The sequence below is a fragment of the Exiguobacterium sp. s70 genome, from assembly GCF_018618315.1.
Taxonomy (GTDB): domain Bacteria; phylum Bacillota; class Bacilli; order Exiguobacteriales; family Exiguobacteriaceae; genus Exiguobacterium; species Exiguobacterium chiriqhucha.
Map to the genome: position 1 here is coordinate 1 of NZ_JACSLV010000008.1, position 21,454 is coordinate 21,454.

Sequence of the window (21,454 nt, forward strand, 5' to 3'; positions counted from 1 at the left end):
TTCGTCCTGAGCCAGGATCAAACTCTCCAAAGAATTTGATATAGCTCTTTAAAAATGACGAAGCTTGCGCTTCATTCAAAAATTGTAAATCATTTTTGCCTCATCGTTCAGTTTTCAAAGACCAAATGTTGTCGTGTTAGCGACTTTTTAATAATAGCGATTTGACTTTTTAAAGTCAACCGTTTTTTATTATTTTTTAATTCGCTTTCTGTTGTTCGTGTGTGAACAGCAGCGACGTTTATTAATATATCAACGCTCCCCATTTTCGTCAACTGTTTTTCTAAAAAAACTTTATTTTTTGTTTTACACTCTGTAACTGAACGAAGAACGTTTCAAACAAACAAGCCCAGACGAATGTCTGAGCTTGTACTAGTACGCTGTCACGATGATTTAGATGACACACGTTTCTTCGTTTTGGCCTTTCCCGCTGTCGACGGTTTGACGCTCTCTGCCTGAGCAGGCGCTTGGAAGCGATGCAGCATCAAGACTTGATACGCATTGGCAAACACGAGCGTCGCTAACGCCGGCCACAAGAGGGCGATTTCATCCGTCGCCTGTAGGGCTGGAATCCATTCGATCAACGTGATGACGATCATCAAGAAGAGCGTCGGGATGAACGCACTCGCGTTCGTCTGCTTCGCCTTACTCGTCGCGATAATCCAAGATACCATCACCAACACGACCATTTCACCGATATAGCGCCACATATGATCGTTGCCGAACGCGAGCATGCGAAGATATACCGCATCAAATAACGCAAAGGCGATCAATAGCACTTGCACGCGATTCCATAACCTTGGTCCTCGGAACAAGTCCAATCCAACCCGGTGGACAATCAAATAAGCAAAGAATCCCATCATGCTAATTCCCGTCCACGTGCTCGAGTAGCTAAGCGCCGTGACGATCGCTTCCCAAGATTGACTCACTAAATAACCTGGATTGGCCAGTAAGTTCATCACAAACCCAAATAACGTCCCGAAGACGAGCGTCGTCCAAAACAACCTTAAAAATCCTTGTACCTTCATTTGTGAACCATTACCCTTCTATCTGTTGAATGACCGCTTGTGCCAATCCATCGTATGTTTTCTCAAACGGATGCCCGTCCCGATAAACCGATGGGGCAAAGTCTTCTTCGTTTTCGTACGGCTGACCGAGCGGAATTTGAGCGAGCAACTTGCTCTTCAATGCCTCGGACAACTTTTCGCCTCCGCCGTAACCGAAGACATACTCTTTCTCTCCAGTCACTTTGCTTTCGAAGTACGCCATGTTCTCGATGATGCCAAGCACTTTGTGGTTCGTCTTAATCGCCATCGCCCCAGCCCGTGCAGCGACGAACGCAGCCGTCGCATGCGGTGTCGTGACAATCAACTCTTGGCATGCCGGGAGCATCGAATGAATATCGAGCGCGACATCACCCGTCCCTGGCGGTAAATCGAGGAGCAAGTAATCTAGGTCGCCCCATTCGACGTCGTTAAAGAAATTATTTAGCATCTTCCCGAGCATCGGTCCACGCCAGATGACCGGCGCGTTATCTTCGACAAAGAAGCCCATTGAAATGACTTTCACACCGAACCGCTCGACCGGGATGATTTTTTCTCCACGCACGACTGGTCGTTCTTCGATTCCGAGCATATCCGGCACACTAAAGCCATAAATGTCCGCATCAATCAATCCGACTTTTTTCCCGGCCCGCGCGAGCGCGACGGCTAAGTTGACGGAGACCGTCGATTTCCCGACGCCGCCTTTCCCTGATGCGATTGCGATGAACGTCGTACCGGCGTTCTCACGAAGAATCGCCGGCTTTGTCGCTTCTTTCAAGCTCTCGTCATTGAGCGCCTCGAAGCGGAGGCCGACCGTCTTGAAACCTTTTCCTTTGAGCAACGTGACAATCTCTTGTTGAAGTTGAAGCTGTTCCCCGCTCCCGGTTTGACCGAGCGCGACTTTAACACTGACATAATCTTCTTTAATGCGAATATCCTTCACGCCAGCTGTATCTCCAAGCGTACGGTTGATTGTTGGATCGATCAACCCCGCCAATTCTTCACGAACTTGTTCTACTGTAAGCATGTGGTTTCCCCCTAATTTCTGTCTCGCTAACAGTATATCAAAAAAAGCGTTTTCTTGAGGGAACGGAATGCAACAATTTCATGAGCAACAAAAAAACTCTCCGCCCCAATGGACAGAGAGTTTGAACCAAATTGTTCGAAGATTAACGCTTCGAGAATTGTGGTGCGCGACGTGCAGCTTTAAGACCGTATTTTTTACGTTCTTTCATACGAGCGTCACGAGTCAAGAAGCCTTTTTCTTTGAGGCTTGGACGGAATTCTGGGTCCGCTTGAAGAAGCGCACGTGATACGCCGTGGCGAATCGCTCCAGCTTGTCCTGTGAATCCACCACCGTTAACGTTAACGATTACATCGTATTTACCTTCTGTTTCAGTCAATACGAGTGGTGATTTTGCCATCATGATCAAAGTCTCATGACCGAAGTATTCTGAAATATCACGGCCATTTACAACAACTTTGCCGTCACCTGCAACGAGGTGAACGCGAGCCACCGAGTGTTTGCGGCGGCCTGTTCCGTAGTAACGTACATCTGCCATCGTTTAGTTCCTCCCTGTGTCCCGATTAACCGCGAAGTTCGTAAACTTCTGGTTTTTGTGCTGCGTGGTTGTGCTCAGCTCCAGCGTAAACGTGGAGTTTGTTGAATGATTGACGACCAAGTGATCCTTTTGGAAGCATCCCTTTGATTGCGAGTTCAAGCATACGCTCTGGACGTTTTGCGAGAAGCTCTTTTGCAGTTTGTGATTTCAAACCGCCTGGATGACCTGAATGACGGTAGTAAATCTTGTCGTTCAATTTGTTACCAGTCAAGTGGATTTTCTCAGCGTTGATGATGATGACGTGGTCTCCGCAATCAACGTGTGGTGTGAAAGTCGGCTTGTGCTTACCGCGAAGAAGTGATGCTACTTCACTAGTCAAACGACCAAGTGTTTTGCCTTCTGCGTCGATAAGGAGCCATTTGCGTTCTACTTCAGATGCTTTTGCCATGAATGTCGTGCGCATGTGGAATACCTCCTAAAATGTCTGTTTACTTAATTTTTTTAGTGCTTGTTTGATGCTTTATCATAATCCTAGTTTACGGGGCTAAGATTGTGGTTCATCTCTCAATGTGAAAATGAAATGCCAATGAATATAATACGATTTTATAGGGGGAATGTCAATCTACTTTTTCATAATTCACATTCCACAAATATAGACCGTGCGGTGGGGCTGTAATCCCAGCGCTACGCCGGTCTTTAGAAGCGAGCATTCGACTCACATCTGCCGGTTCATATTTCCCTCGCCCGACCTCAAGCAACGTACCAACCATAATCCGAACTTGGTTATAGAGAAAGCCCGAGCCGACGAATCGGAAGTACATCTCATCGCCTGCTCCAACGAGCTCCGCTTCATAAATTGTTCTGACGCGGTCCTCCACTTCCGCCTTCGTCACCGAGAAGGACGTGAAGTCGTGGGTCCCGACTAATAGACGAAGCGCCTGGCGCATCCGCTCATGATCGAGCGTATACGTAACCGTCACGGCATGGTGGCGTCGGAACGGATCGGCGTCGCTTCGGAAGAAATAGCGATACTCTTTCCGTTTCGCCCCGTACCGTGCGTGAAACGAAGCATCGACTTCTTCAGCCGCTTGGACGAGGATATCATCCGGTAACATCGCATTCAACGCTTTGACGAACCGATCGACCGGCATCGAGAGGTGCGTATCGAAGTGCAAGACTTGCCCTCTCGCGTGGACCCGAGCATCCGTACGCCCCGAGGCCACGACTTTCACGGCTCGGCTATGCATCCGCGCCAAGACGGCCTCCACTTCGGCTTGAATCGTGTTTCCGTTCGGTTGTACCTGATAGCCTGCATAGTTCGTCCCGTCATACGCTACCGTCAGTTTGATTCGCTTCATCCAATCCCTCGCAATCCGATTAGAATGAGTGTCACGATGACGAAGATGAGGAGTAACGCCGTATCACGGCGATGCCACGTCATCTCACGCAACCGCGTCCGCCCTTCACCCCCACGGTACCCTCGAGCTTCCATCGCCGTAGCGAGGTCCTCAGCACGTTTAAACGCAGATACGAATAAAGGGATCATGAGCGGGACGACCGCCTTGAGGCGATCCATGATTGGACCGCTCTTCAAATCGACTCCTCGTGCCTGTTGGGCCTTCATGATCCGATCCGTCTCGTCGGCCAACGTCGGCAAGAACCGGAGCGAGATGGACAACATGAGGGCGATCTCATGGGCCGGTACCCGGAACCGCTCTAACGGACGGAGCCCGGCCTCAATCGAGTCGGTCAGTTCCATCGGCGTCGTCGTCAGCGTCACGAGCGTCGTCAACATGACGAGATAGAAGAAACGGAGCGAGACGATTAAGCCCATGCGGACACCTTCCGAATAAATGGCGAACGGTCCGAATGAAATCAACTCGGTTCCCTCGCGATTAAAGAACAACTGCAACAACAGCGTAAATAGGATCAGGAATAGAATCATCTTCAGTCCGTTCCATAAATACCGCCACGACAGTTGAGACAATCGCACGGCGAACAACGTGAAACCGAGCAAAAATACGTTCGTCCATAAGTTATCCGCCAAAAAGACGATGGGAATGAAGGCGAGGATAAACAACGTCTTGGCTCGCGCGTCGAGTGTGTGGAGCCACGAGTGTCCGGGAATGTACTGTCCGATAATCAAGTCGCTCTCCCCCTTCCTAACTCGAGCGCAATCCAGTCCGCCAATTCGGTCTCTGTTCGGAGAGACGGTGTGGCGACCCCAAACACAGGGGCGAGTTCATTGGCGAAACGGAGCACGTGTGGAATCTCGAGCTGGAGTGACTCGACGAGCGCCTCGTCTTTGAATAAGTCGAACGGATCTCCGTCAAAGGCGACCTGTCCGCGTTCCATGACGACGACACGTTCCGCATAGGCCAACACATCATCCATATCGTGCGAGACGAGTATGAGTGTCAAATCAAGTTCTTGTTTTAATCGTTTGAATAACGCCAGCATCTCGCGACGGCCGAGCGGGTCGAGCCCTGCCGTCGGTTCATCCACGACAAGAACATCCGGACGGCTCGCGAGTACTCCGGCGATGGCGACACGGCGCATCTGTCCGCCTGAGAGATCGAACGGCGAACGGCTCCAAAGCGCTTCATCGAGCCCGACAAGGCGTAAGGCGACATGGGCCCGTTCTTTCGCTTCGTCTTCAGACGCCCCGAAGTTACGTGGGCCGAACATGACGTCGCGTTCGACCGTCTCTTCAAATAATTGATGTTCCGGATATTGAAAGACGAGCCCAACGCGGCGCCGAAGCGGGAGCAAGCTTTGCTTTTTATCGCGACGCTTCGTGATTGCACGGACTTCGATGTCATCGACGACGACACGACCTTTTGTCGGCCGCAACAGGCCGTTCATGTGTTGAACGAGCGTTGATTTCCCAGAGCCGGTGTGGCCAAGAAACGCAACAAGCGCCCCCGACGGAATCATCACATTCACATCGCGCAGCGCGGTTCGTTCAAACGGAGTATTCAATTGATATTGGTAAGTCACTTCTTCAATGCTAATCGGCATAGATGGTTCACCAACTCCGAATGTTGTAGCATCAGACGATCGAGTGGTATGCCCCGTTCCTTCAGTTCGAGTTGCATCCGGACAATAAACGGTACGTCGAGCTGAATGGCTCGTAACGCCTCCGGATTTTGAAACACGTCTTCGGGTGTGCCGGTCATCGCAATCTTGCCTTTCGACAACGCAATGATACGGTCAGCAAACAACACTTCGTCGAGCTCGTGGGTAATGGCGACAACGGTCATCCCTTCTGAGACGAGCTGTTGCACCGTTTCAATCACCTCTTTGCGCCCAATCGGGTCGAGCATCGAGGTAGCTTCATCGAGCACGAGGACATGCGGGCGCATTGCGAGAGCCGAAGCAATCGCAACACGCTGCTTTTGTCCACCGGATAACTGATGCGGTTCACGGTCCGCTAGTTCCGATAATCCAACGCGCGCTAGACTGTCATCAATTCGACGAACCATTTCTTGACGTGGAAGTCCCATGTTTTCGAGAGAGAATGCCACATCATCGCGCACGGTCGCCCCGACAAACTGGTTGTCAGGATTTTGGAAGACGACACCGATCCGTTTCCGAACGTCCCACACGTCTGTGGCGTCCGTTGGATCGAGTGCCTCAACCCGGACTTCTCCTTCTTGAGGAAGCAAAAGCCCATTCCACAACTTCGTCAAAGTCGACTTACCAGAACCGTTATGGCCAACGATTGCGAGCCATTCCCCTTTGTATACGTCGAGTGACAACCCATTGAGGGCTGGCTCGGTCTGTCCCGGGTAACGAAACACGATATCGCGTACCATAATTTGAGATTCCATCTGCCGACTCCTTTCCGATGTGGAAACAGGGCAATACGTCACCGCATGCCCTGTTGACTGCCTAATGAATTAGACGAGTTCGATGATTACGACTTCCGCACCGTCACCGCGGCGTGGGCCGACTTTCATGATGCGTGTGTATCCACCTTGACGTTCAGCGTAGCGTGGTGCCACGTCTTCGAACAATTTTTGGATTGCGTCTTTTTCTCCAGCGTTCTCTTTGCGAACGAATGAAGCTACTTGACGACGGGCATGAAGATCGCCACGTTTCCCAAGAGTGATCAATTTTTCAACGACTGGGCGAAGTTCTTTCGCTTTTTGTTCAGTTGTTTGAATGCGCTCGTTGATAATAAGGTCAGTTGCAAGATCACGTAAAAGTGCCTTACGTTGCGAGCTTGTACGGCCGAGTTTCGAATAAGCCATTACATTTCCCTCCTTCGTTTGAACTTAGTCTTCTTTACGCAAGCCCAAACCGAGTTCGTCCAACTTGAGTTGAACTTCTTCGAGTGATTTACGTCCGAGGTTACGAACTTTCATCATCTCTTCCTCTGATTTGTTTGCGAGTTCTTGAACCGTGTTGATGCCAGCGCGCTTCAAGCAGTTGTACGAACGAACTGAGAGATCGAGTTCTTCAATCGTCATTTCGAGTACTTTTTCTTTTTGGTCTTCTTCTTTCTCGACCATAATTTCTGCATTGAGAGCTTCGTCAGTCAAGCCAACAAAGATGTTCAAGTGTTCTGTCAAAATTTTCGCCCCGAGCGATACCGCTTCTTCCGGACGGATTGAACCATCTGTCCACACGTCTAATAGAAGCTTATCGAAGCTAGCATCTTGACCGACACGTGTTTTATCTACTTCGTAGTTCACGCGTTGAATCGGTGTGTAGATCGAATCGATTGGAATTACGCCAATCGGCATATCATCACGTTTGTTATCTTCTGCCTGGACGTAACCACGACCACGGCGAGCAGTCAAACGCATGCGAAGCGTCGCGTTGTCAGCGAGAGTCGCGATGTGGAGCTCAGGATTCAAGATTTCAACGTCGCTATCATGGGTAATGTCTGCCGCAGTGACAGCACCGGCACTTGAAACGTTAATCTCAAGCGTTTTCTCTTCGTCCGAGTACACTTTGAGTGCTAACTTCTTGAGGTTAAGTACGATTTGCGTGACGTCTTCGACGACTCCGTCAATCGTAGAGAACTCATGAAGTACGCCATCGATTTGAACCGCTGTTACCGCTGCACCAGGGAGCGATGACAAAAGAATTCGACGTAGTGAGTTGCCGAGAGTAGTGCCATATCCACGTTCAAGCGGTTCCACCACGAATTTACCAAACGTAGCATCCTCGCTGATTTCGACCGTTTCGATCTTTGGTTTTTCAATCTCGATCATCTGAACCCCTCCTTGAGTGTATCCTGCCATGCAGCGCGAGCTGCATTGTATATGCTGTTTGTGCTAGGTAAGCCCTTCACACGCACAAGCGATTATACGCGGCGACGTTTTGGAGGGCGGCAACCGTTGTGCGGAACTGGTGTTACGTCACGGATTGCAGTTACTTCAAGACCAGTAGCTTGGAGGGCACGGATAGCCGCTTCACGTCCAGCACCAGGACCTTTAACGTTAACTTCTACTGTACGCATACCGTTGTCCATTGCAACTTTCGCTGCAGTTTCAGCAGCCAATTGTGCTGCGAACGGAGTCGATTTACGTGATCCTTTAAATCCAAGGTTACCAGAAGTAGCCCATGAGATCGCGTTACCTTGCGTGTCAGTGATTGTAATGATTGTGTTGTTGAAAGTAGAACGGATGTGTACCACACCGACTTCAACATGTTTTTTGACTTTACGTTTTGAACGTACATTTTGCTTACGTTTCGCCATTGTTCAATTCCCTCCTTTACTTCTTCTTGTTCGCTACTGTACGGCGTGGGCCTTTACGAGTACGCGAGTTGTTCTTCGTGTTTTGTCCGCGAACAGGGAGACTACGACGGTGACGAACACCGCGATAAGCGCCGATCTCGATCAAACGTTTAATGTTGAGTGAAACTTCACGACGAAGGTCACCTTCAACTTTGATTCCGTCAATTGCTTCACGGATACGGTTGATTTCGTCTTCTGTCAAATCACGTGTGCGTGAATCTTCAGATACGTTTGCAGTCTTCAAAATTTCTTGTGCTCTTGTTTTACCAATACCAAAGATGTATGTGAGCGAAATAACGATACGTTTTTCGCGTGGAATATCTACACCAGCAATACGTGCCATGTGTGCACCTCCTCTTAGATTAACCTTGTTTTTGTTTGTGTTTCGGGTTTTCGCAAATTACCATTACTTTACCCTTACGACGAATAACTTTACATTTTTCGCAGATCGGTTTTACCGACGGTCTTACTTTCATGATTATACCCTCCTCCTGGAAAAATCGGAGTTACTTGTAACGGTACGTAATCCGCCCGCGAGTCAAGTCGTACGGAGACAACTCGACAGTTACGCGGTCACCTGGAAGGATTCGAATATAGTGCATCCGAATTTTCCCTGAGACGTGCGCGAGCACCGTGTGGCCGTTTTCTAACTCCACTTTAAACATTGCGTTTGGAAGTGGTTCGACAACAGTGCCTTCCACTTCAATGACATCTTGTTTCGCCATCATTTATTCCCCTTTCTATATGAAGATATTTAGGAGCACAGACGATCTATCGCATTGTACTGTGAGAGAAGGATCCGTTACGGATCAGCACGAAGCAATAGAGCCTCATTCACCGGAATCGAGTTTCGTTAAAATCTCGTATCCATCGTCTGTGATGGCGATGGTGTGCTCAAAGTGGGCGCACATGCTACCGTCCACTGTCACAACTGTCCAGTTGTCAGCCAGTGTTCGAACATAGCGTTGACCAGCATTGACCATTGGTTCAATGGCTAACGTCATTCCAGTCTTCAGGCGCGGCCCTTTCCCCGGTGGACCATAGTGCGGAATTTGCGGTTCTTCATGCAAATTTTGTCCGACACCATGACCGACGTATTCGCGGACGACAGAGAAATCATGAGATTCCACATACGCTTGAATCGCATGCGAAATGTCTGTCAGACGCTGCCCAGCCTTAGCGTGCTCCAATCCTTTATACAGACTTTCTTCAGTTACGTCAAGTAACTGCTGCGTCTCTGCTGAGATTGTTCCCACTGGATACGTCCAAGCGGAATCTCCATGGTATCCGTTATAGTAGGCACCGATGTCGATTGAGATAATATCTCCATCGTTCAATACCCGCTTTCCGGGAATCCCATGAACAAGCTCTTCGTTCACTGAAGCACAAACGCTACCGGTAAACCCGTTGTAGCCTTTGAACGACGGTGTCGCACCTTGGCTGCGAATGTATTCTTCCGCGATCCGGTCGAGCTCAAGCGTCGTAATACCTGGTTTGATGTGCTCTTTGAGCACCTGGTGTGTTCGAGCAACAATTTGCCCAGCCTCACGCATAATCGCTATTTCACGAGGCGTCTTCGTGATGATCATTCAGTACCACCGAGTAACGCTTTGACATCGGCGTATACGACATCGATTGGACGATCTCCATCCAATGTACGAAGATACCCTTTTTCAGCGTAAAAGTCAATGAGTGGTTTCGATTGCTCGATGTTGACGTCAAGGCGACGGCGGACCGTTTCCTCTTTATCGTCTTCACGTTGCATGAGAGCCGACCCATCCACATCACAGATGCCTTCCACTTTAGGTGGGTTGAAGATCACATGATATGTCGCACCGCACGTCGGGCAGATCCAACGACCTGTCAAACGCGGGACGAGAATTTCCGCATCCACATCGATATTCACGACATGGTCAATCTGTTTTCCCAAATCTTTAAGCAAACTTTCGAGTGCCTCTGCTTGAGCAACAGTACGCGGGAATCCATCGAGTAGGAAGCCGTTTTTCGTATCATCTTGACTCAAACGCTCACGTACGATTCCGATTGTTACCTCATCCGGTACGAGTTCGCCTTTATCCATGAACGATTTTGCTTCTTTGCCGAGTGGCGTTCCGCCTTTGATTGCCGCACGAAACATGTCGCCTGTCGAAATGTGTGGGATTTGGTACTCTTCGACGATTTTAGCCGCTTGAGTCCCTTTCCCTGCACCCGGTAAGCCCATGAGTACTAGATTCATCTCAGTTAGCCTCCAGTTTTGATTTTCACAACACGTCGTAAACACGACAGGAAGGAAGGGTGTACCCTTCCTTCCGCTTTAACGGATAAAGCCTTTGTAGTGTCGTTTTACAAGTTGACTTTCGATTTGTTTCATCGTTTCGAGGGCTACCCCGATCACGATCAACAAGCTCGTTCCTCCGATTTGCACCGAAGTTGGGAGACCGGCAAGCTTAATGAAGATTGTCGGCATGATCGCAACGAGCGATAGGAAAATCGCTCCGAAGAATGTCAAACGATAGAGCAACTTCGTGATGTACTGTTCTGTTTGCGCCCCAGGACGAATCCCAGGAATATAGCCACCTTGCTTCTGCAGGTTTTCTGCCATCTGTTCAGGATTGACCTGAATGAATGTATAGAAGTAAGCGAACGCGATGATGAGCGCTACGTAGATTGACATTCCGATTGGAGCTGTCGTATCGAAGTAGGTCTGCAACTTCTGCGTCGTTTCCGGAGAAGCAATGAAGCTTGCAACAGTTGGTGGTGTCACCATGAAGGAAATCGCGAAGATAACCGGGATGACACCGGCAGCGTTTAGTTTGATTGGCAAGTGCGTCGACTGTCCGCCCACAGGGGTACGGTTCGCCGTGCGTTTTGCGTATTGAATCGGAATTTTGCGAGCGGCCTGTTGAACATAAATGATCCCCATGGTCACCGCAAGGATAACGAGCAATAGCACAACCAAGTAAACGATGTTAATGAATAACGCATCTCCAGCATTTTGGAGCTTCGTCTCATAAATCTGCGTGAAGATTCTTGGGAACCCAGCGACGATACCGGCGAAGATAATGATGGAAATACCATTCCCAACACCTTTCTCCGTCGTCATCTCACCAAGGAACATCAAGAACGCCGTACCGGCAGTCAGTACGATCGCGATCACGAAATAGGTTGCCGTGCCCCACGTCTCATTGACGAGACCTGGATAGAGGCGGTTAAATCCAAACGACAATGAAGTCGCTTGAATAAACCCTAAGATGATCGTCCCATAGCGCGTGACCGTCGCTAGCTTTTTACGTCCAGACTCGCCTTGTTTTGCCCATTCGGCAAACTTCGGAACGACGTCCATTTGTAAGAGCTGCACAACGATCGATGCCGTAATATACGGCATGATCCCCATTGCGAACAGGGAGAAGTTCTGTAAAGCATTTCCTCCAAACAAGTTCAAGAAGTCGAGTAGACCTCCTGAGTCAAAACGCAACACATCCGTATTCACCATCGGCACCGGGATATGGGCCCCGATGCGGAAAATGATGATGATTGCGAGTGTGAAGAGAATACGCTGTCGAATATCTTTCACGCGCCACATATTGGAGATCGTCTGAAACATCAGATCACCTCAACTGAACCGCCAGCTGCTTCGATCGCTTCTTTCGCTGCACCCGAGAATTTGTTGGCTTTTACAGTCAATTTTGTTTCAAGCTTGCCGTTAGCAAGTACTTTGATTCCGTCTTTAGCAGAGCTGACAACACCAGTCTCGATTAAGAGTTCTGGAGTAACTTCAGTACCTGCTTCGAAACGGTTAAGCGTGTCTAGGGAAACAACTGCATACTCTTTACGAGTAGGGTTGTTGAAACCGCGTTTTGGAAGACGACGGTAAAGTGGGTTTTGCCCACCTTCAAATCCTGGACGAACGCCACCGCCCGAACGAGCTTTTTGACCTTTATGTCCACGGCCAGAAGTTTTACCGTTACCAGTCGCCATACCGCGACCGACACGGTTGCGTTCGTGACGCGAACCTGGAGTTGGCTTCAATTCATGGAGTTTCATAGTGGCACCTCCTTATTTAGTAAGATCTTTATTATTCGTTGATTTCGTTTACAGTCACAAGGTGCGACACCTTTTTGATCATACCACGCATCGCTACGTTGTCAGGGACAACGACAGTCTGATGCATTTTACGAAGACCGAGTGTACGTACTGTTACACGCTGATCCTCAGGACGACCAATAGTGCTGCGTGTGAGGGTGATTGCGAGTTTCGCCATGTCTAATTCCCTCCCTTATTTAAGAAGTTCTTCTACGCTTTTACCGCGTAGTTTAGCAACTTCCTCTGCTTTTTTAAGCTCTGTCAAGCCTTTAACCGTCGCACGGACGATGTTGATTGGTGTGTTAGATCCAAGCGATTTCGAAAGGATGTCACCTACACCTGCAAGTTCGAGCACTGCACGAACCGGTCCACCTGCGATAACCCCAGTACCTTCAGAAGCTGGTTTCATGAATACACGACCTGCTCCGAATACTCCTGTGATTTCGTGTGGAATTGTTGTACCAACCATCGGTACTTGAACCATGTTTTTCTTAGCGGCTTCAATAGCCTTGCGGATCGCTTCTGGCACCTCTTGTGCCTTACCTGTACCGAAACCGACGTGACCATTCTTGTCACCTACGACGACGAGAGCGGCGAAACGGAAGCGACGGCCACCTTTCACGACTTTCGCGACGCGGTTTACGGTAACAACGCGTTCTTCAAGTTGTTCCATGTTAACGTCTAACTGGCGCATCGAGTGTCCCCTCCTTTTTGTTAGAATTTAAGACCTGCTTCACGAGCTGCTTCAGCAACAGCTTTGACGCGGCCATGATAGAGGTATCCACCACGGTCGAACACAACAGTGTCGATACCTTTCTCGAGTGCACGTTCAGCTGCAAGTTTACCAACAGCTTTCGCTGCTTCAACGTTGCCGCCGTTTGTAAGATCGAGAGCTTTATCTTTCGAAGATGCTGACACAAGCGTTGTTTGTGCTGCATCATCGATGAGTTGAACGTAGATGTGCTTGCTCGAGCGGAATACGTTCAAACGTGGACGAGCTGCTGTCCCCGTGATCGTACGACGTACACGAGCATGACGTTTCTTACGAACTGCATTTTTGTCTGCTTTTGTGATCATTTATGCCACTCCTTTCCGTTCATTTCGTGACGAATTACTTACCAGTCTTACCTTCTTTACGGCGAATACGTTCATCAGAGTAACGAACACCTTTACCTTTGTAAGGTTCTGGAGCACGGTACGAGCGGATTTGAGCTGCAACGTGACCGACGCGCTCTTTGTTAATCCCTTTAACGATGATTTGCGTGTTTGAAGGAACTTCAATCTCGATACCTTCTTCAGCAACGTACTCGATTGGGTGCGAGTAACCGAGGCTGAGGACGAGTTTGTTACCTTGCTTAGCTGCACGGTAACCAACCCCTGAGATCTCAAGTGTTTTCTGGAATCCGTTAGACACACCTTCCACCATGTTGGCGATAAGGGCACGTGTCGTACCGTGGATCGTACGGTTCTCTTTCGAGTCATCCGGACGAACAACAGTCAATTCGTTTTCTTCAACTTTGATTTCCAAGGCTGGGTTAGCTGAAAGCGAAAGTTCACCTTTAGCACCTTTTACTGTGACCGTGTTGTCTTCTGCAACCGATACAGTAACGCCAGCTGGAATCGTAACTGGTTTTTTACCAATACGTGACATTGATTACACCTCCGTTCTTGTTAGAAAAGTGACTTACCAGATGTAGGCGAGCACTTCGCCGCCGACTTGTTGTTGGCGAGCTTCTTTATCAGTCATAAGACCTTTTGATGTCGAAAGAACTGCGATACCGAGTCCTCCGAGTACTTTTGGTACTTCATCTGCTTTTGCGTATACACGAAGACCTGGTTTCGAAATGCGTTTGAGACCAGTGATAACACGTTCGTTGCTTGCTCCGTACTTAAGGAACAAACGAAGTGTACCTTGCTTAGCGTCCTCGATATATTCAACATCGCGAATGAAACCTTCACGCTTGAGGATCTCTGCAACCTCACGTTTGATATTAGAAGCTGGAAGCTCTAATTTTTCATGGCGAACCATGTTAGCGTTACGGATACGTGTAAGCATATCTGCAATTGGGTCTGTCATTACCATGCGATGTACCTCCTTTCACACTGTTAGTGGATTACCAACTTGCTTTTTTAACACCAGGGATTTGACCTTTGTATGCAAGATCACGGAACTTGATACGGCTGATCCCGAATTTACCCATGTAACCATGTGGACGACCTGTGATGCGGCAACGGTTATGAAGACGCACAGGTGAAGAGTTACGTGGCAATTTGCTGAGTCCGATGTAGTCGCCTTCAGCTTTCAATTGTGCACGTTTCTCAGCGTACTGGGCAACGAGTTTCTCGCGTTTTTGTTCGCGATTCACCATTGACTTTTTAGCCATGTTGTCGACCTCCCTTTAGATTATTTTTGGAATGGCATTCCGAGAAGTGTGAGCAATTCACGAGCTTCTTCGTCTGTGTTCGCTGTTGTAACAACAACGATATCCATACCGCGTACTTTTGTTACTTTATCGTAATCGATCTCAGGGAAAATAAGTTGCTCTTTCACACCAAGCGTGTAGTTACCGCGTCCGTCGAATGCTTTCTTCGATACACCGCGGAAGTCGCGTACACGTGGAAGTGAAACAGTTACCAATTTGTCGAGGAAATCGTACATACGCTCGCCACGAAGAGTAACCTTCGCACCGATTGGCATGCCTTCACGAAGTTTGAAACCAGCGATTGATTTCTTAGCCTTCGTTACGAGTGGTTTTTGACCAGAAAGAATTGATAATTCTTCCACTGCCATGTCAAGAGCCTTCGAGTTCGAAACAGCGTCACCTACACCCATGTTGATGACGATCTTGTCGACCTGTGGGACTTGCATAACTGAGTCATAGTTGAATTTATCCATCATCGCTTTCACGATGTCGCTTTTATACTTCTCTTGCAAACGGTTCATAGTCGAATGGACCTCCTTTCGTCACGTTCTTCTTATTTATCGAGTACTTCGCCCGATTTCGCGACACGAACTTTTTTACCATCGACTACTTTGAAACCAACGCGAGTTGGTTTGCCCGTTTTAGGGTCGAGTGGCATGACGTTCGAGACGTGAATTGGTGCTTCGATTTCAAGGATACCGCCTTGTGGATTCGCTTGTGATGGTTTCGAGTGTTTTTTAATCACGTTGATACCTTCTACGACTACGCGGTTCTTGCTTGGCATAGCTTTGAGGATAACCCCTTGCTTGCCTTTATCTTTACCAGACATTACCTGGACTGTATCGCCTTTTTTAACATGCATCGTTTTGCGCACCTCCTTATAGGATTGAAATTGGAAATTAAAGTACTTCCGGTGCCAACGAAACGATCTTCATGAATTCTTTTTCACGAAGTTCACGTGCAACTGGCCCGAAGATCCGAGTGCCGCGTGGGCTCTTGTCATCTTTGATGATGACTGCTGCGTTCTCATCGAAACGGATGTACGAACCATCTTTACGACGAGCGCCGCGTTTTGTACGAACGACAACTGCTCTGACAACGTCACCTTTTTTAACAACGCCACCTGGTGTTGCTTGTTTTACCGTTGCGACGATAATGTCACCGATGTTGGCAGTCTTACGACCTGAACCACCGAGGACTTTAATTGTCAACAGTTCACGCGCGCCAGAGTTGTCTGCTACTTTCAAGCGAGATTCTTGTTGAATCATGCGAGTGTACCTCCCTCCGGATGTTTATAGATCCGAACTGTTATTAGATGATTACTGACTCTTCTACTACTGTTACGAGACGGAAACGTTTGTCTTTAGAAAGCGGACGTGTTTCCGCGATGCGTACCACATCGCCGATTTTAGCGACATTGTTCTCATCGTGTGCTTTAAATTTCTTCGTGTAGTTTACACGTTTGCCATAAAGCTTATGACGTACTTTTGTTTCAACTGCAACGACGATCGTTTTGTCCATTTTGTCAGACACGACGCGTCCAGTGAGTACTTTACGCTTATTGCGTTCCATGAGTGTTACCTCCTCTTAAAGAATCCGATTAGATTAGCCGTTGTTGATGCCGAGTTCGCGTTCACGAAGAATCGTTTTAGCACGCGCAATCGACTTGCGTACTTCACGGATACGAGCAGGATTCTCAAGCTGACCTGTAGCCAATTGGAAACGAAGGTTAAAGAGTTCTTCTTTCCACTCGCCTACTTTACCGTTGAGCTCTTCAGTTGTTGATTGACGGAGATCAGTTGCTTTCATTCGTATCACCACCATTTTCTTCACGTTTCACGAACTTACATTTAACTGGAAGTTTGTGTGCAGCAAGACGAAGCGCCTCACGTGCTACTTCCTCAGATACACCCGCGATTTCAAACATAACTTTGCCAGGCTTAACTACAGCTACCCAGCCTTCTGGAGCACCTTTACCCGAACCCATTCGGACTTCGAGAGGCTTTTTCGTGTATGGCTTGTGTGGGAAGATCTTGATCCACACTTTACCACCACGTTTCATATAACGTGTCATTGCGATACGTGCTGATTCGATTTGACGGTTTGTGATCCAGCTCGCTTCGAGCGATTGGAGACCGAATTCACCGAAATGAACTGTTGTGCCGCGTTTTGCATTTCCGCGCATTTTACCACGGTGTACACGACGATATTTCACGCGTTTAGGTAACAACATAGTGTGTTGCCTCCTTCCTGAAAGAGTGTTTATTATTCAGCGTTTTTAGCTGTGTTGTTTTTTGTTGGAAGAACTTCACCATGGTACAACCAGACTTTAATTCCGATTTTACCATAAGTTGTGTCAGCTTCAGCTGTTCCGTAGTCGATGTCGGCACGGAGCGTGTGAAGTGGAACTGTTCCTTCCGAGTACTTCTCTGAACGAGCGATATCAGCGCCACCAAGACGACCAGAAACTTCTGTTTTGATCCCTTTGATGCCAGTGCGCATCGAACGTTGGATTGATTGTTTCATTGCACGACGGAATGACACACGGCCTTCCAATTGACGAGCGATGTTTTCAGCAACAAGTTTAGCGACAGCGTCCGCGTTTTTCACTTCAACAACGTTGATGTGAACACGTTTGCCTTCAGCAAGCTTGATGATGTTTTTACGGAGTGATTCGATTTCCGAACCACCTTTACCGATAACCATACCTGGTTTCGCAGTGTGAAGTGAAATGTTTACGCGATTTGCAGCGCGTTCGATTTCTACTTTAGAAACACTAGCATCCTTCATTTTGTTTTCGATGTATTCACGAATAACGAAGTCTTCATGAAGGAGATCTGCGTAGTCTTTCTCAGCGTACCAACGCGAATCCCAGTCTTTGATAATACCAACGCGAAGACCGTGCGGATTTACCTTTTGACCCACTACATATCCCTCCTTATTTCTCAGTTACCACGATGTGGATGTGGCTTGTGCGTTTGTTAATGCGGCTTGCGCGACCCATCGCACGTGGGCGGAAGCGTTTGAGTGTTGGACCTTCGTTGACGAAGATTTCCGACACTACAAGGTTCTCAATATTCATATCGTAGTTGTGCTCTGCGTTTGCAATCGCTGACTTCAATACTTTTTCAACGATTGGCGACGCTGCCTTGTTCGTGTGAGCAAGGACAGAGAGCGCTTCGCCGACTTGTTTCCCGCGAATTAAGTCTACAACGAGACGTGCTTTGCGAGGAGCAAGACGGACCATATTAGCTGATGCTTTAGCTTGCATGGATTTGACCTCCCCTCAAATTACCGTTTCGTTTTCTTGTCTGATCCGTGACCTTTGTACGTACGTGTTGGAGCGAATTCACCAAGTTTGTGACCGACCATGTCTTCTGTCACGAATACTGGTACGTGTTTACGACCATCGTGTACACCGAACGTGTGACCCATGAATTCTGGGAAGATTGTCGAGCGACGTGACCAAGTTTTGATGACTTGCTTCTCACCAGATTCGTTAAGTTTGTCAACTTTAGCGAGCAAATGGTGATCTGCGAATGGACCTTTTTTCAAGCTGCGACCCATGATAGAACCTCCCTTTGGAATGATTCGGGAACGGCCCTTTCGAACCGCCCGAGAATCATGTAGTAATTATTTCTTACGGCGACGAAGGATGTACATGTCGCTCGATTTGTTTTTCTTACGTGTTTTAAGACCAAGAGCTGGTTTACCCCAAGGAGTAAGTGGGCCCGAACGACCGATTGGCGCACGACCTTCACCACCACCGTGTGGGTGATCAACCGGGTTCATTACAGAACCACGTACTGTTGGGCGTTTGCCTAACCAACGTGAACGTCCTGCTTTACCGATGTTTACGAGTTCGTGTTCTTCGTTACCAACTGAACCGACTGTCGCGCGGCAAGTGCCGAGGAACAAACGTGATTCACCTGATTGAAGACGAACGATAACGTACTTGCCGTCACGTCCTTGGATTTGTGCCGATGCACCAGCCGCACGAACAAGCTGACCGCCCTTACCAGGCTTAAGCTCGATGTTGTGGATAGTAGTACCGACAGGGATGTTCATAAGTGGAAGAGCGTTCCCCACTTTGATATCCGCTTCTGGGCCAGCCATGATTTCCATGCCTACTTTGATGCCCTTAGGAGCGAGGATGTAACGTTTCTCACCATCTGCATAGTTGATGAGGGCGATGTTTGCTGAACGGTTTGGATCGTATTCGATCGTAGCAACGCGTCCGACGATGCCATCTTTGTTACGTTTGAAATCGATGATACGGTATTTACGTTTGTGTCCGCCACCTTGGTGACGTACTGTCAAACGACCTTGGTTGTTACGACCGCCTTTTTTCGAAAGCTTTTCAGTTAACGATTTTTCAGGGCGATTCGTTGTGATCTCTGCAAAGTCGAGAGATGTCATGTTACGGCGACCGTTAGTGGTCGGCTTAAACTTTTTAATTGCCATCGAGGATTCCCTCCTTTTCTTCTAAGGTAGTAAATTAACCGAGGAAGTCGATTGTGTTGCCTTCAGCAAGAGTTACGATCGCTTTTTTACGACGCGATGTGTAACCAGAGTGACGACCGACACGTTTCGCTTTCGGTTTCATGTTCATTGTGTTTACCGAAGCAACTTTCACGTTGAAGATTGTTTCGATAGCGTGCTTCACTTGTGATTTAGTCGCTTTAACGTCGATCTCGAAAACGTATTTGTTAGCTTCCATGAGGCTAACAGAACGCTCAGTGATGATAGGACGTTTGATGATATCGTATGCTTGAGCCATTATGCAAGCACCTCCTCTACCTTCGCAACCGCATCTTTAGTGAAGATGACTTTGTCGTTAGCAACGAGGTCAAGAACGTTAACGCCGGCTGCTTCGATCACAGTCACTCCTGGGATGTTACGAGCTGCGAGAGCGATAGTCTCATTGTAGTCCGCTGTGACTACAAGAGCCTTACGTTCTACTGATAGGCCAAGAAGTACAGCGACCATATCTTTTGTTTTTGGTGCATCGAAAGCAAGGCCTTCGAGGACGATCATTTCGTTGTTTTTCACTTTTGACGACAAAGCCGAGAGAAGTGCAAGACGACGAACTTTTTTAGGAAGCTTGTAAGAGTATGAACGTGGTGTTGGACCGAAGACTGTACCACCACCAACCCATTGTGGTGAGCGGATAGAACCTTGGCGCGCACGACCAGTTCCCTTTTGTTTCCATGGTTTACGGCCGCCACCGCGTACTTCCGAGCGACCTTTCGTATCGTGAGTACCTTGACGGCGTGATGCTTGTTGCATAACGATCGCGTCATAAAGTACTGAGTCATTTGGCTCGATACCGAAGATGGCTTCTGCCAATTCGATTTCGCCAACTTGTGAACCTGTTTGGTTAAGCAAAGCTACTTTAGGCATTCGTAATTCCTCCTTTCCGTGCAGTTAATTAGTTACCCTTTACCGCTGTTTTGATGATGACGTTCGACTTGCGAGCGCCTGGGATTGCGCCTTTAACGAGTACAAGGCCGCGTTCCACGTCAACTTTGACAACTTCAAGGTTTTGAATCGTTTTACGCTCGCCACCCATTTGACCAGGAAGAAGCTTCCCTTTAAATACGCGGTTAGGAGCTACAGGACCCATCGAACCAGGACGACGGTGGTAGCGCGAACCGTGAGCCATTGGTCCACGTGATTGTCCGTGACGCTTGATCGCACCTTGGAATCCTTTACCTTTCGATGTACCTGTTACGTCTACTAATTCACCTGCAGCGAAAATGTCCGCCTTGATCTCTTGACCGATTTCGTATCCTTCTACTGAAGTACGAATCTCTTTGATGAAGCGCTTAGGTGTCGCACTTGCTTTCGCAGCGTGACCTTTTGCTGGTTTGTTTTGACGTGATTCTTTGATGTCTCCGAAACCGAGTTGAAGTGCCTCGTAACCGTCTGTTTCAACCGTTTTAAGTTGAAGAACGACGTTTCCTTCGACAGCAACTACTGTTACTGGTACGACTTCGCCTGCTTCGTTGAAGATTTGAGTCATACCGAGTTTTGTTCCTAAGATTCCTTTAGCCATGAGATACACCTCCTGTTTAATAATTATTGTCTCTTCTGGCTAGTATCTACTATATGAAGAATTAAAGTTTGATTTCGATGTCCACACCTGATGGTAATTCGAGACGCATAAGCGCATCAACCGTTTTTGGTGTTGGGTTAACGATGTCGATTAAGCGTTTGTGTGTACGCATTTCGAACTGTTCACGAGCATCTTTGTACTTGTGAACGGCACGAAGGATCGTGTAGATCGATTTGTCAGTTGGAAGCGGGATTGGTCCCGAAACCTTTGCACCTGAACGCTTCGCAGTATCAACGATTTTCTCAGCTGATTGATCGAGTACGCGATGGTCGTATGCTTTTAAACGAATACGGATTTTTTCATTTGCCATGTAAGTTTCCCTCCTTTGTCGCCTATTTTTAAAAATAGACAGTTCTCCGCGGAAATTTCCACACCGGCCATGGCAAAGCTGCCTGGCGTGTCATAACCTCCCGCTTCATCGCAGCGTGCTTGTGTCAGCAGAGGTATCCGATCATTGCAAATCAACGATTGGACCC

38 protein-coding genes are annotated in these 21,454 nt (G+C 48.2%); all 38 read right to left on the minus strand.

Annotation, left to right across the window (positions count from 1 at the left end):
• Window positions 1-380: 380 nt before the first annotated feature.
• A complete protein-coding gene (locus KNP84_RS14210) occupies window positions 381-1,025 on the minus strand; it encodes a KinB-signaling pathway activation protein (RefSeq protein ID WP_029594433.1) in 645 nt (214 codons plus the stop codon).
• Between the two features lie 10 nt (window positions 1,026-1,035).
• Entirely contained in the window at window positions 1,036-2,067 is a 1,032-nt protein-coding gene (locus tag KNP84_RS14215) for an Mrp/NBP35 family ATP-binding protein (protein WP_021066632.1), read from the minus strand.
• Between the two features lie 142 nt (window positions 2,068-2,209).
• A complete protein-coding gene (gene rpsI, locus KNP84_RS14220) occupies window positions 2,210-2,602 on the minus strand; it encodes a 30S ribosomal protein S9 (RefSeq protein ID WP_021066631.1) in 393 nt (130 codons plus the stop codon).
• A gap of 25 nt (window positions 2,603-2,627) precedes the next feature.
• Window positions 2,628-3,065, minus strand: coding sequence for a 50S ribosomal protein L13 (gene rplM, locus KNP84_RS14225; RefSeq protein ID WP_021066630.1), 438 nt, complete (start codon window positions 3,063-3,065; stop codon window positions 2,628-2,630).
• A gap of 154 nt (window positions 3,066-3,219) precedes the next feature.
• Window positions 3,220-3,960: a tRNA pseudouridine(38-40) synthase TruA gene (gene truA / locus KNP84_RS14230; protein WP_214838140.1), complete on the minus strand. Its 741-nt coding sequence runs from the start codon at window positions 3,958-3,960 to the stop codon at window positions 3,220-3,222.
• Window positions 3,957-4,748: an energy-coupling factor transporter transmembrane component T family protein gene (locus KNP84_RS14235; RefSeq protein WP_214838142.1), complete on the minus strand. Its 792-nt coding sequence runs from the start codon at window positions 4,746-4,748 to the stop codon at window positions 3,957-3,959. Before KNP84_RS14235 ends, truA begins: the two co-directional genes overlap by 4 nt.
• Window positions 4,745-5,623 carry an energy-coupling factor transporter ATPase gene (locus KNP84_RS14240; protein ID WP_215115040.1) on the minus strand — a complete coding sequence of 293 codons (879 nt, stop codon included), beginning with the start codon at window positions 5,621-5,623 and terminating at the stop codon, window positions 4,745-4,747. The genes KNP84_RS14235 and KNP84_RS14240 overlap by 4 nt, the downstream gene beginning before the upstream one ends.
• On the minus strand, window positions 5,599-6,435 hold the full coding sequence (locus tag KNP84_RS14245; RefSeq protein ID WP_029594432.1) for an energy-coupling factor transporter ATPase: 837 nt from the start codon (window positions 6,433-6,435) through the stop codon (window positions 5,599-5,601). The genes KNP84_RS14240 and KNP84_RS14245 overlap by 25 nt, the downstream gene beginning before the upstream one ends.
• 69 nt (window positions 6,436-6,504) lie before the next feature.
• Complete coding sequence (rplQ, locus tag KNP84_RS14250; RefSeq protein WP_012727650.1) at window positions 6,505-6,858, minus strand: 50S ribosomal protein L17; 354 nt, start codon at window positions 6,856-6,858, stop codon at window positions 6,505-6,507.
• Window positions 6,859-6,882: 24 nt separating this feature from the next.
• Complete coding sequence (locus KNP84_RS14255) at window positions 6,883-7,827, minus strand: DNA-directed RNA polymerase subunit alpha (protein WP_021066625.1); 945 nt, start codon at window positions 7,825-7,827, stop codon at window positions 6,883-6,885.
• Window positions 7,828-7,919: 92 nt separating this feature from the next.
• Window positions 7,920-8,315 carry a 30S ribosomal protein S11 gene (gene rpsK, locus KNP84_RS14260; RefSeq protein ID WP_021066624.1) on the minus strand — a complete coding sequence of 132 codons (396 nt, stop codon included), beginning with the start codon at window positions 8,313-8,315 and terminating at the stop codon, window positions 7,920-7,922.
• Window positions 8,316-8,331: 16 nt separating this feature from the next.
• Window positions 8,332-8,697: a 30S ribosomal protein S13 gene (rpsM, locus tag KNP84_RS14265; RefSeq protein WP_021066623.1), complete on the minus strand. Its 366-nt coding sequence runs from the start codon at window positions 8,695-8,697 to the stop codon at window positions 8,332-8,334.
• Window positions 8,698-8,716: 19 nt separating this feature from the next.
• Entirely contained in the window at window positions 8,717-8,830 is a 114-nt protein-coding gene (rpmJ, locus tag KNP84_RS14270; RefSeq protein WP_003156543.1) for a 50S ribosomal protein L36, read from the minus strand.
• Window positions 8,831-8,860: 30 nt separating this feature from the next.
• Window positions 8,861-9,079, minus strand: a complete 219-nt coding sequence (infA, locus tag KNP84_RS14275) for a translation initiation factor IF-1 (RefSeq protein WP_021066622.1) — start codon at window positions 9,077-9,079, stop codon at window positions 8,861-8,863.
• A gap of 105 nt (window positions 9,080-9,184) precedes the next feature.
• Complete coding sequence (gene map / locus KNP84_RS14280; protein WP_021066621.1) at window positions 9,185-9,943, minus strand: type I methionyl aminopeptidase; 759 nt, start codon at window positions 9,941-9,943, stop codon at window positions 9,185-9,187.
• Window positions 9,940-10,590: an adenylate kinase gene (locus KNP84_RS14285; RefSeq protein ID WP_029594431.1), complete on the minus strand. Its 651-nt coding sequence runs from the start codon at window positions 10,588-10,590 to the stop codon at window positions 9,940-9,942. The genes map and KNP84_RS14285 overlap by 4 nt, the downstream gene beginning before the upstream one ends.
• A 78-nt stretch (window positions 10,591-10,668) precedes the next feature.
• A complete protein-coding gene (gene secY / locus KNP84_RS14290) occupies window positions 10,669-11,958 on the minus strand; it encodes a preprotein translocase subunit SecY (RefSeq protein WP_021066619.1) in 1,290 nt (429 codons plus the stop codon).
• Complete coding sequence (gene rplO / locus KNP84_RS14295) at window positions 11,958-12,398, minus strand: 50S ribosomal protein L15 (RefSeq protein ID WP_021066618.1); 441 nt, start codon at window positions 12,396-12,398, stop codon at window positions 11,958-11,960. Before rplO ends, secY begins: the two co-directional genes overlap by 1 nt.
• 31 nt (window positions 12,399-12,429) lie before the next feature.
• Complete coding sequence (gene rpmD, locus KNP84_RS14300; protein WP_021066617.1) at window positions 12,430-12,615, minus strand: 50S ribosomal protein L30; 186 nt, start codon at window positions 12,613-12,615, stop codon at window positions 12,430-12,432.
• A gap of 15 nt (window positions 12,616-12,630) precedes the next feature.
• On the minus strand, window positions 12,631-13,131 hold the full coding sequence (gene rpsE / locus KNP84_RS14305) for a 30S ribosomal protein S5 (RefSeq protein WP_021066616.1): 501 nt from the start codon (window positions 13,129-13,131) through the stop codon (window positions 12,631-12,633).
• Window positions 13,132-13,151: 20 nt separating this feature from the next.
• Window positions 13,152-13,514 carry a 50S ribosomal protein L18 gene (rplR, locus tag KNP84_RS14310; protein WP_012727661.1) on the minus strand — a complete coding sequence of 121 codons (363 nt, stop codon included), beginning with the start codon at window positions 13,512-13,514 and terminating at the stop codon, window positions 13,152-13,154.
• A gap of 34 nt (window positions 13,515-13,548) precedes the next feature.
• A complete protein-coding gene (gene rplF / locus KNP84_RS14315; RefSeq protein ID WP_021066615.1) occupies window positions 13,549-14,088 on the minus strand; it encodes a 50S ribosomal protein L6 in 540 nt (179 codons plus the stop codon).
• A 33-nt stretch (window positions 14,089-14,121) separates the two neighbouring features.
• Window positions 14,122-14,520 carry a 30S ribosomal protein S8 gene (gene rpsH, locus KNP84_RS14320; RefSeq protein WP_021066614.1) on the minus strand — a complete coding sequence of 133 codons (399 nt, stop codon included), beginning with the start codon at window positions 14,518-14,520 and terminating at the stop codon, window positions 14,122-14,124.
• Between the two features lie 31 nt (window positions 14,521-14,551).
• Window positions 14,552-14,821: a 30S ribosomal protein S14 gene (gene rpsN, locus KNP84_RS14325; protein ID WP_021066613.1), complete on the minus strand. Its 270-nt coding sequence runs from the start codon at window positions 14,819-14,821 to the stop codon at window positions 14,552-14,554.
• Window positions 14,822-14,841: 20 nt separating this feature from the next.
• Window positions 14,842-15,381 (minus strand): 50S ribosomal protein L5, encoded by a 540-nt coding sequence (gene rplE, locus KNP84_RS14330; RefSeq protein WP_016508927.1) that lies wholly within the window; start codon window positions 15,379-15,381, stop codon window positions 14,842-14,844.
• A gap of 32 nt (window positions 15,382-15,413) precedes the next feature.
• Complete coding sequence (gene rplX / locus KNP84_RS14335) at window positions 15,414-15,722, minus strand: 50S ribosomal protein L24 (protein ID WP_021066612.1); 309 nt, start codon at window positions 15,720-15,722, stop codon at window positions 15,414-15,416.
• 37 nt (window positions 15,723-15,759) lie between these two features.
• A complete protein-coding gene (rplN, locus tag KNP84_RS14340; RefSeq protein ID WP_012727667.1) occupies window positions 15,760-16,128 on the minus strand; it encodes a 50S ribosomal protein L14 in 369 nt (122 codons plus the stop codon).
• Window positions 16,129-16,171: 43 nt separating this feature from the next.
• Complete coding sequence (gene rpsQ / locus KNP84_RS14345; protein WP_021066611.1) at window positions 16,172-16,432, minus strand: 30S ribosomal protein S17; 261 nt, start codon at window positions 16,430-16,432, stop codon at window positions 16,172-16,174.
• Window positions 16,433-16,465: 33 nt separating this feature from the next.
• Entirely contained in the window at window positions 16,466-16,669 is a 204-nt protein-coding gene (rpmC, locus tag KNP84_RS14350; protein ID WP_012727669.1) for a 50S ribosomal protein L29, read from the minus strand.
• Window positions 16,656-17,093: a 50S ribosomal protein L16 gene (gene rplP / locus KNP84_RS14355; protein WP_016508922.1), complete on the minus strand. Its 438-nt coding sequence runs from the start codon at window positions 17,091-17,093 to the stop codon at window positions 16,656-16,658. The genes rpmC and rplP overlap by 14 nt, the downstream gene beginning before the upstream one ends.
• A 32-nt stretch (window positions 17,094-17,125) precedes the next feature.
• Window positions 17,126-17,785, minus strand: a complete 660-nt coding sequence (rpsC, locus tag KNP84_RS14360; protein ID WP_021066610.1) for a 30S ribosomal protein S3 — start codon at window positions 17,783-17,785, stop codon at window positions 17,126-17,128.
• 13 nt (window positions 17,786-17,798) lie between these two features.
• Window positions 17,799-18,131, minus strand: a complete 333-nt coding sequence (gene rplV / locus KNP84_RS14365) for a 50S ribosomal protein L22 (RefSeq protein ID WP_021066609.1) — start codon at window positions 18,129-18,131, stop codon at window positions 17,799-17,801.
• Window positions 18,132-18,151: 20 nt separating this feature from the next.
• Window positions 18,152-18,427 carry a 30S ribosomal protein S19 gene (rpsS, locus tag KNP84_RS14370; protein ID WP_012727673.1) on the minus strand — a complete coding sequence of 92 codons (276 nt, stop codon included), beginning with the start codon at window positions 18,425-18,427 and terminating at the stop codon, window positions 18,152-18,154.
• A gap of 66 nt (window positions 18,428-18,493) precedes the next feature.
• Window positions 18,494-19,324, minus strand: coding sequence for a 50S ribosomal protein L2 (gene rplB / locus KNP84_RS14375; RefSeq protein WP_021066608.1), 831 nt, complete (start codon window positions 19,322-19,324; stop codon window positions 18,494-18,496).
• A 34-nt stretch (window positions 19,325-19,358) separates the two neighbouring features.
• Window positions 19,359-19,640, minus strand: coding sequence for a 50S ribosomal protein L23 (rplW, locus tag KNP84_RS14380; protein WP_021066607.1), 282 nt, complete (start codon window positions 19,638-19,640; stop codon window positions 19,359-19,361).
• Entirely contained in the window at window positions 19,640-20,263 is a 624-nt protein-coding gene (rplD, locus tag KNP84_RS14385; RefSeq protein WP_021066606.1) for a 50S ribosomal protein L4, read from the minus strand. The genes rplW and rplD overlap by 1 nt, the downstream gene beginning before the upstream one ends.
• Before the next feature lie 28 nt (window positions 20,264-20,291).
• On the minus strand, window positions 20,292-20,918 hold the full coding sequence (gene rplC, locus KNP84_RS14390; RefSeq protein ID WP_021066605.1) for a 50S ribosomal protein L3: 627 nt from the start codon (window positions 20,916-20,918) through the stop codon (window positions 20,292-20,294).
• Window positions 20,919-20,979: 61 nt separating this feature from the next.
• Window positions 20,980-21,288, minus strand: a complete 309-nt coding sequence (gene rpsJ / locus KNP84_RS14395) for a 30S ribosomal protein S10 (protein WP_021066604.1) — start codon at window positions 21,286-21,288, stop codon at window positions 20,980-20,982.
• Window positions 21,289-21,454: the final 166 nt, after the last annotated feature.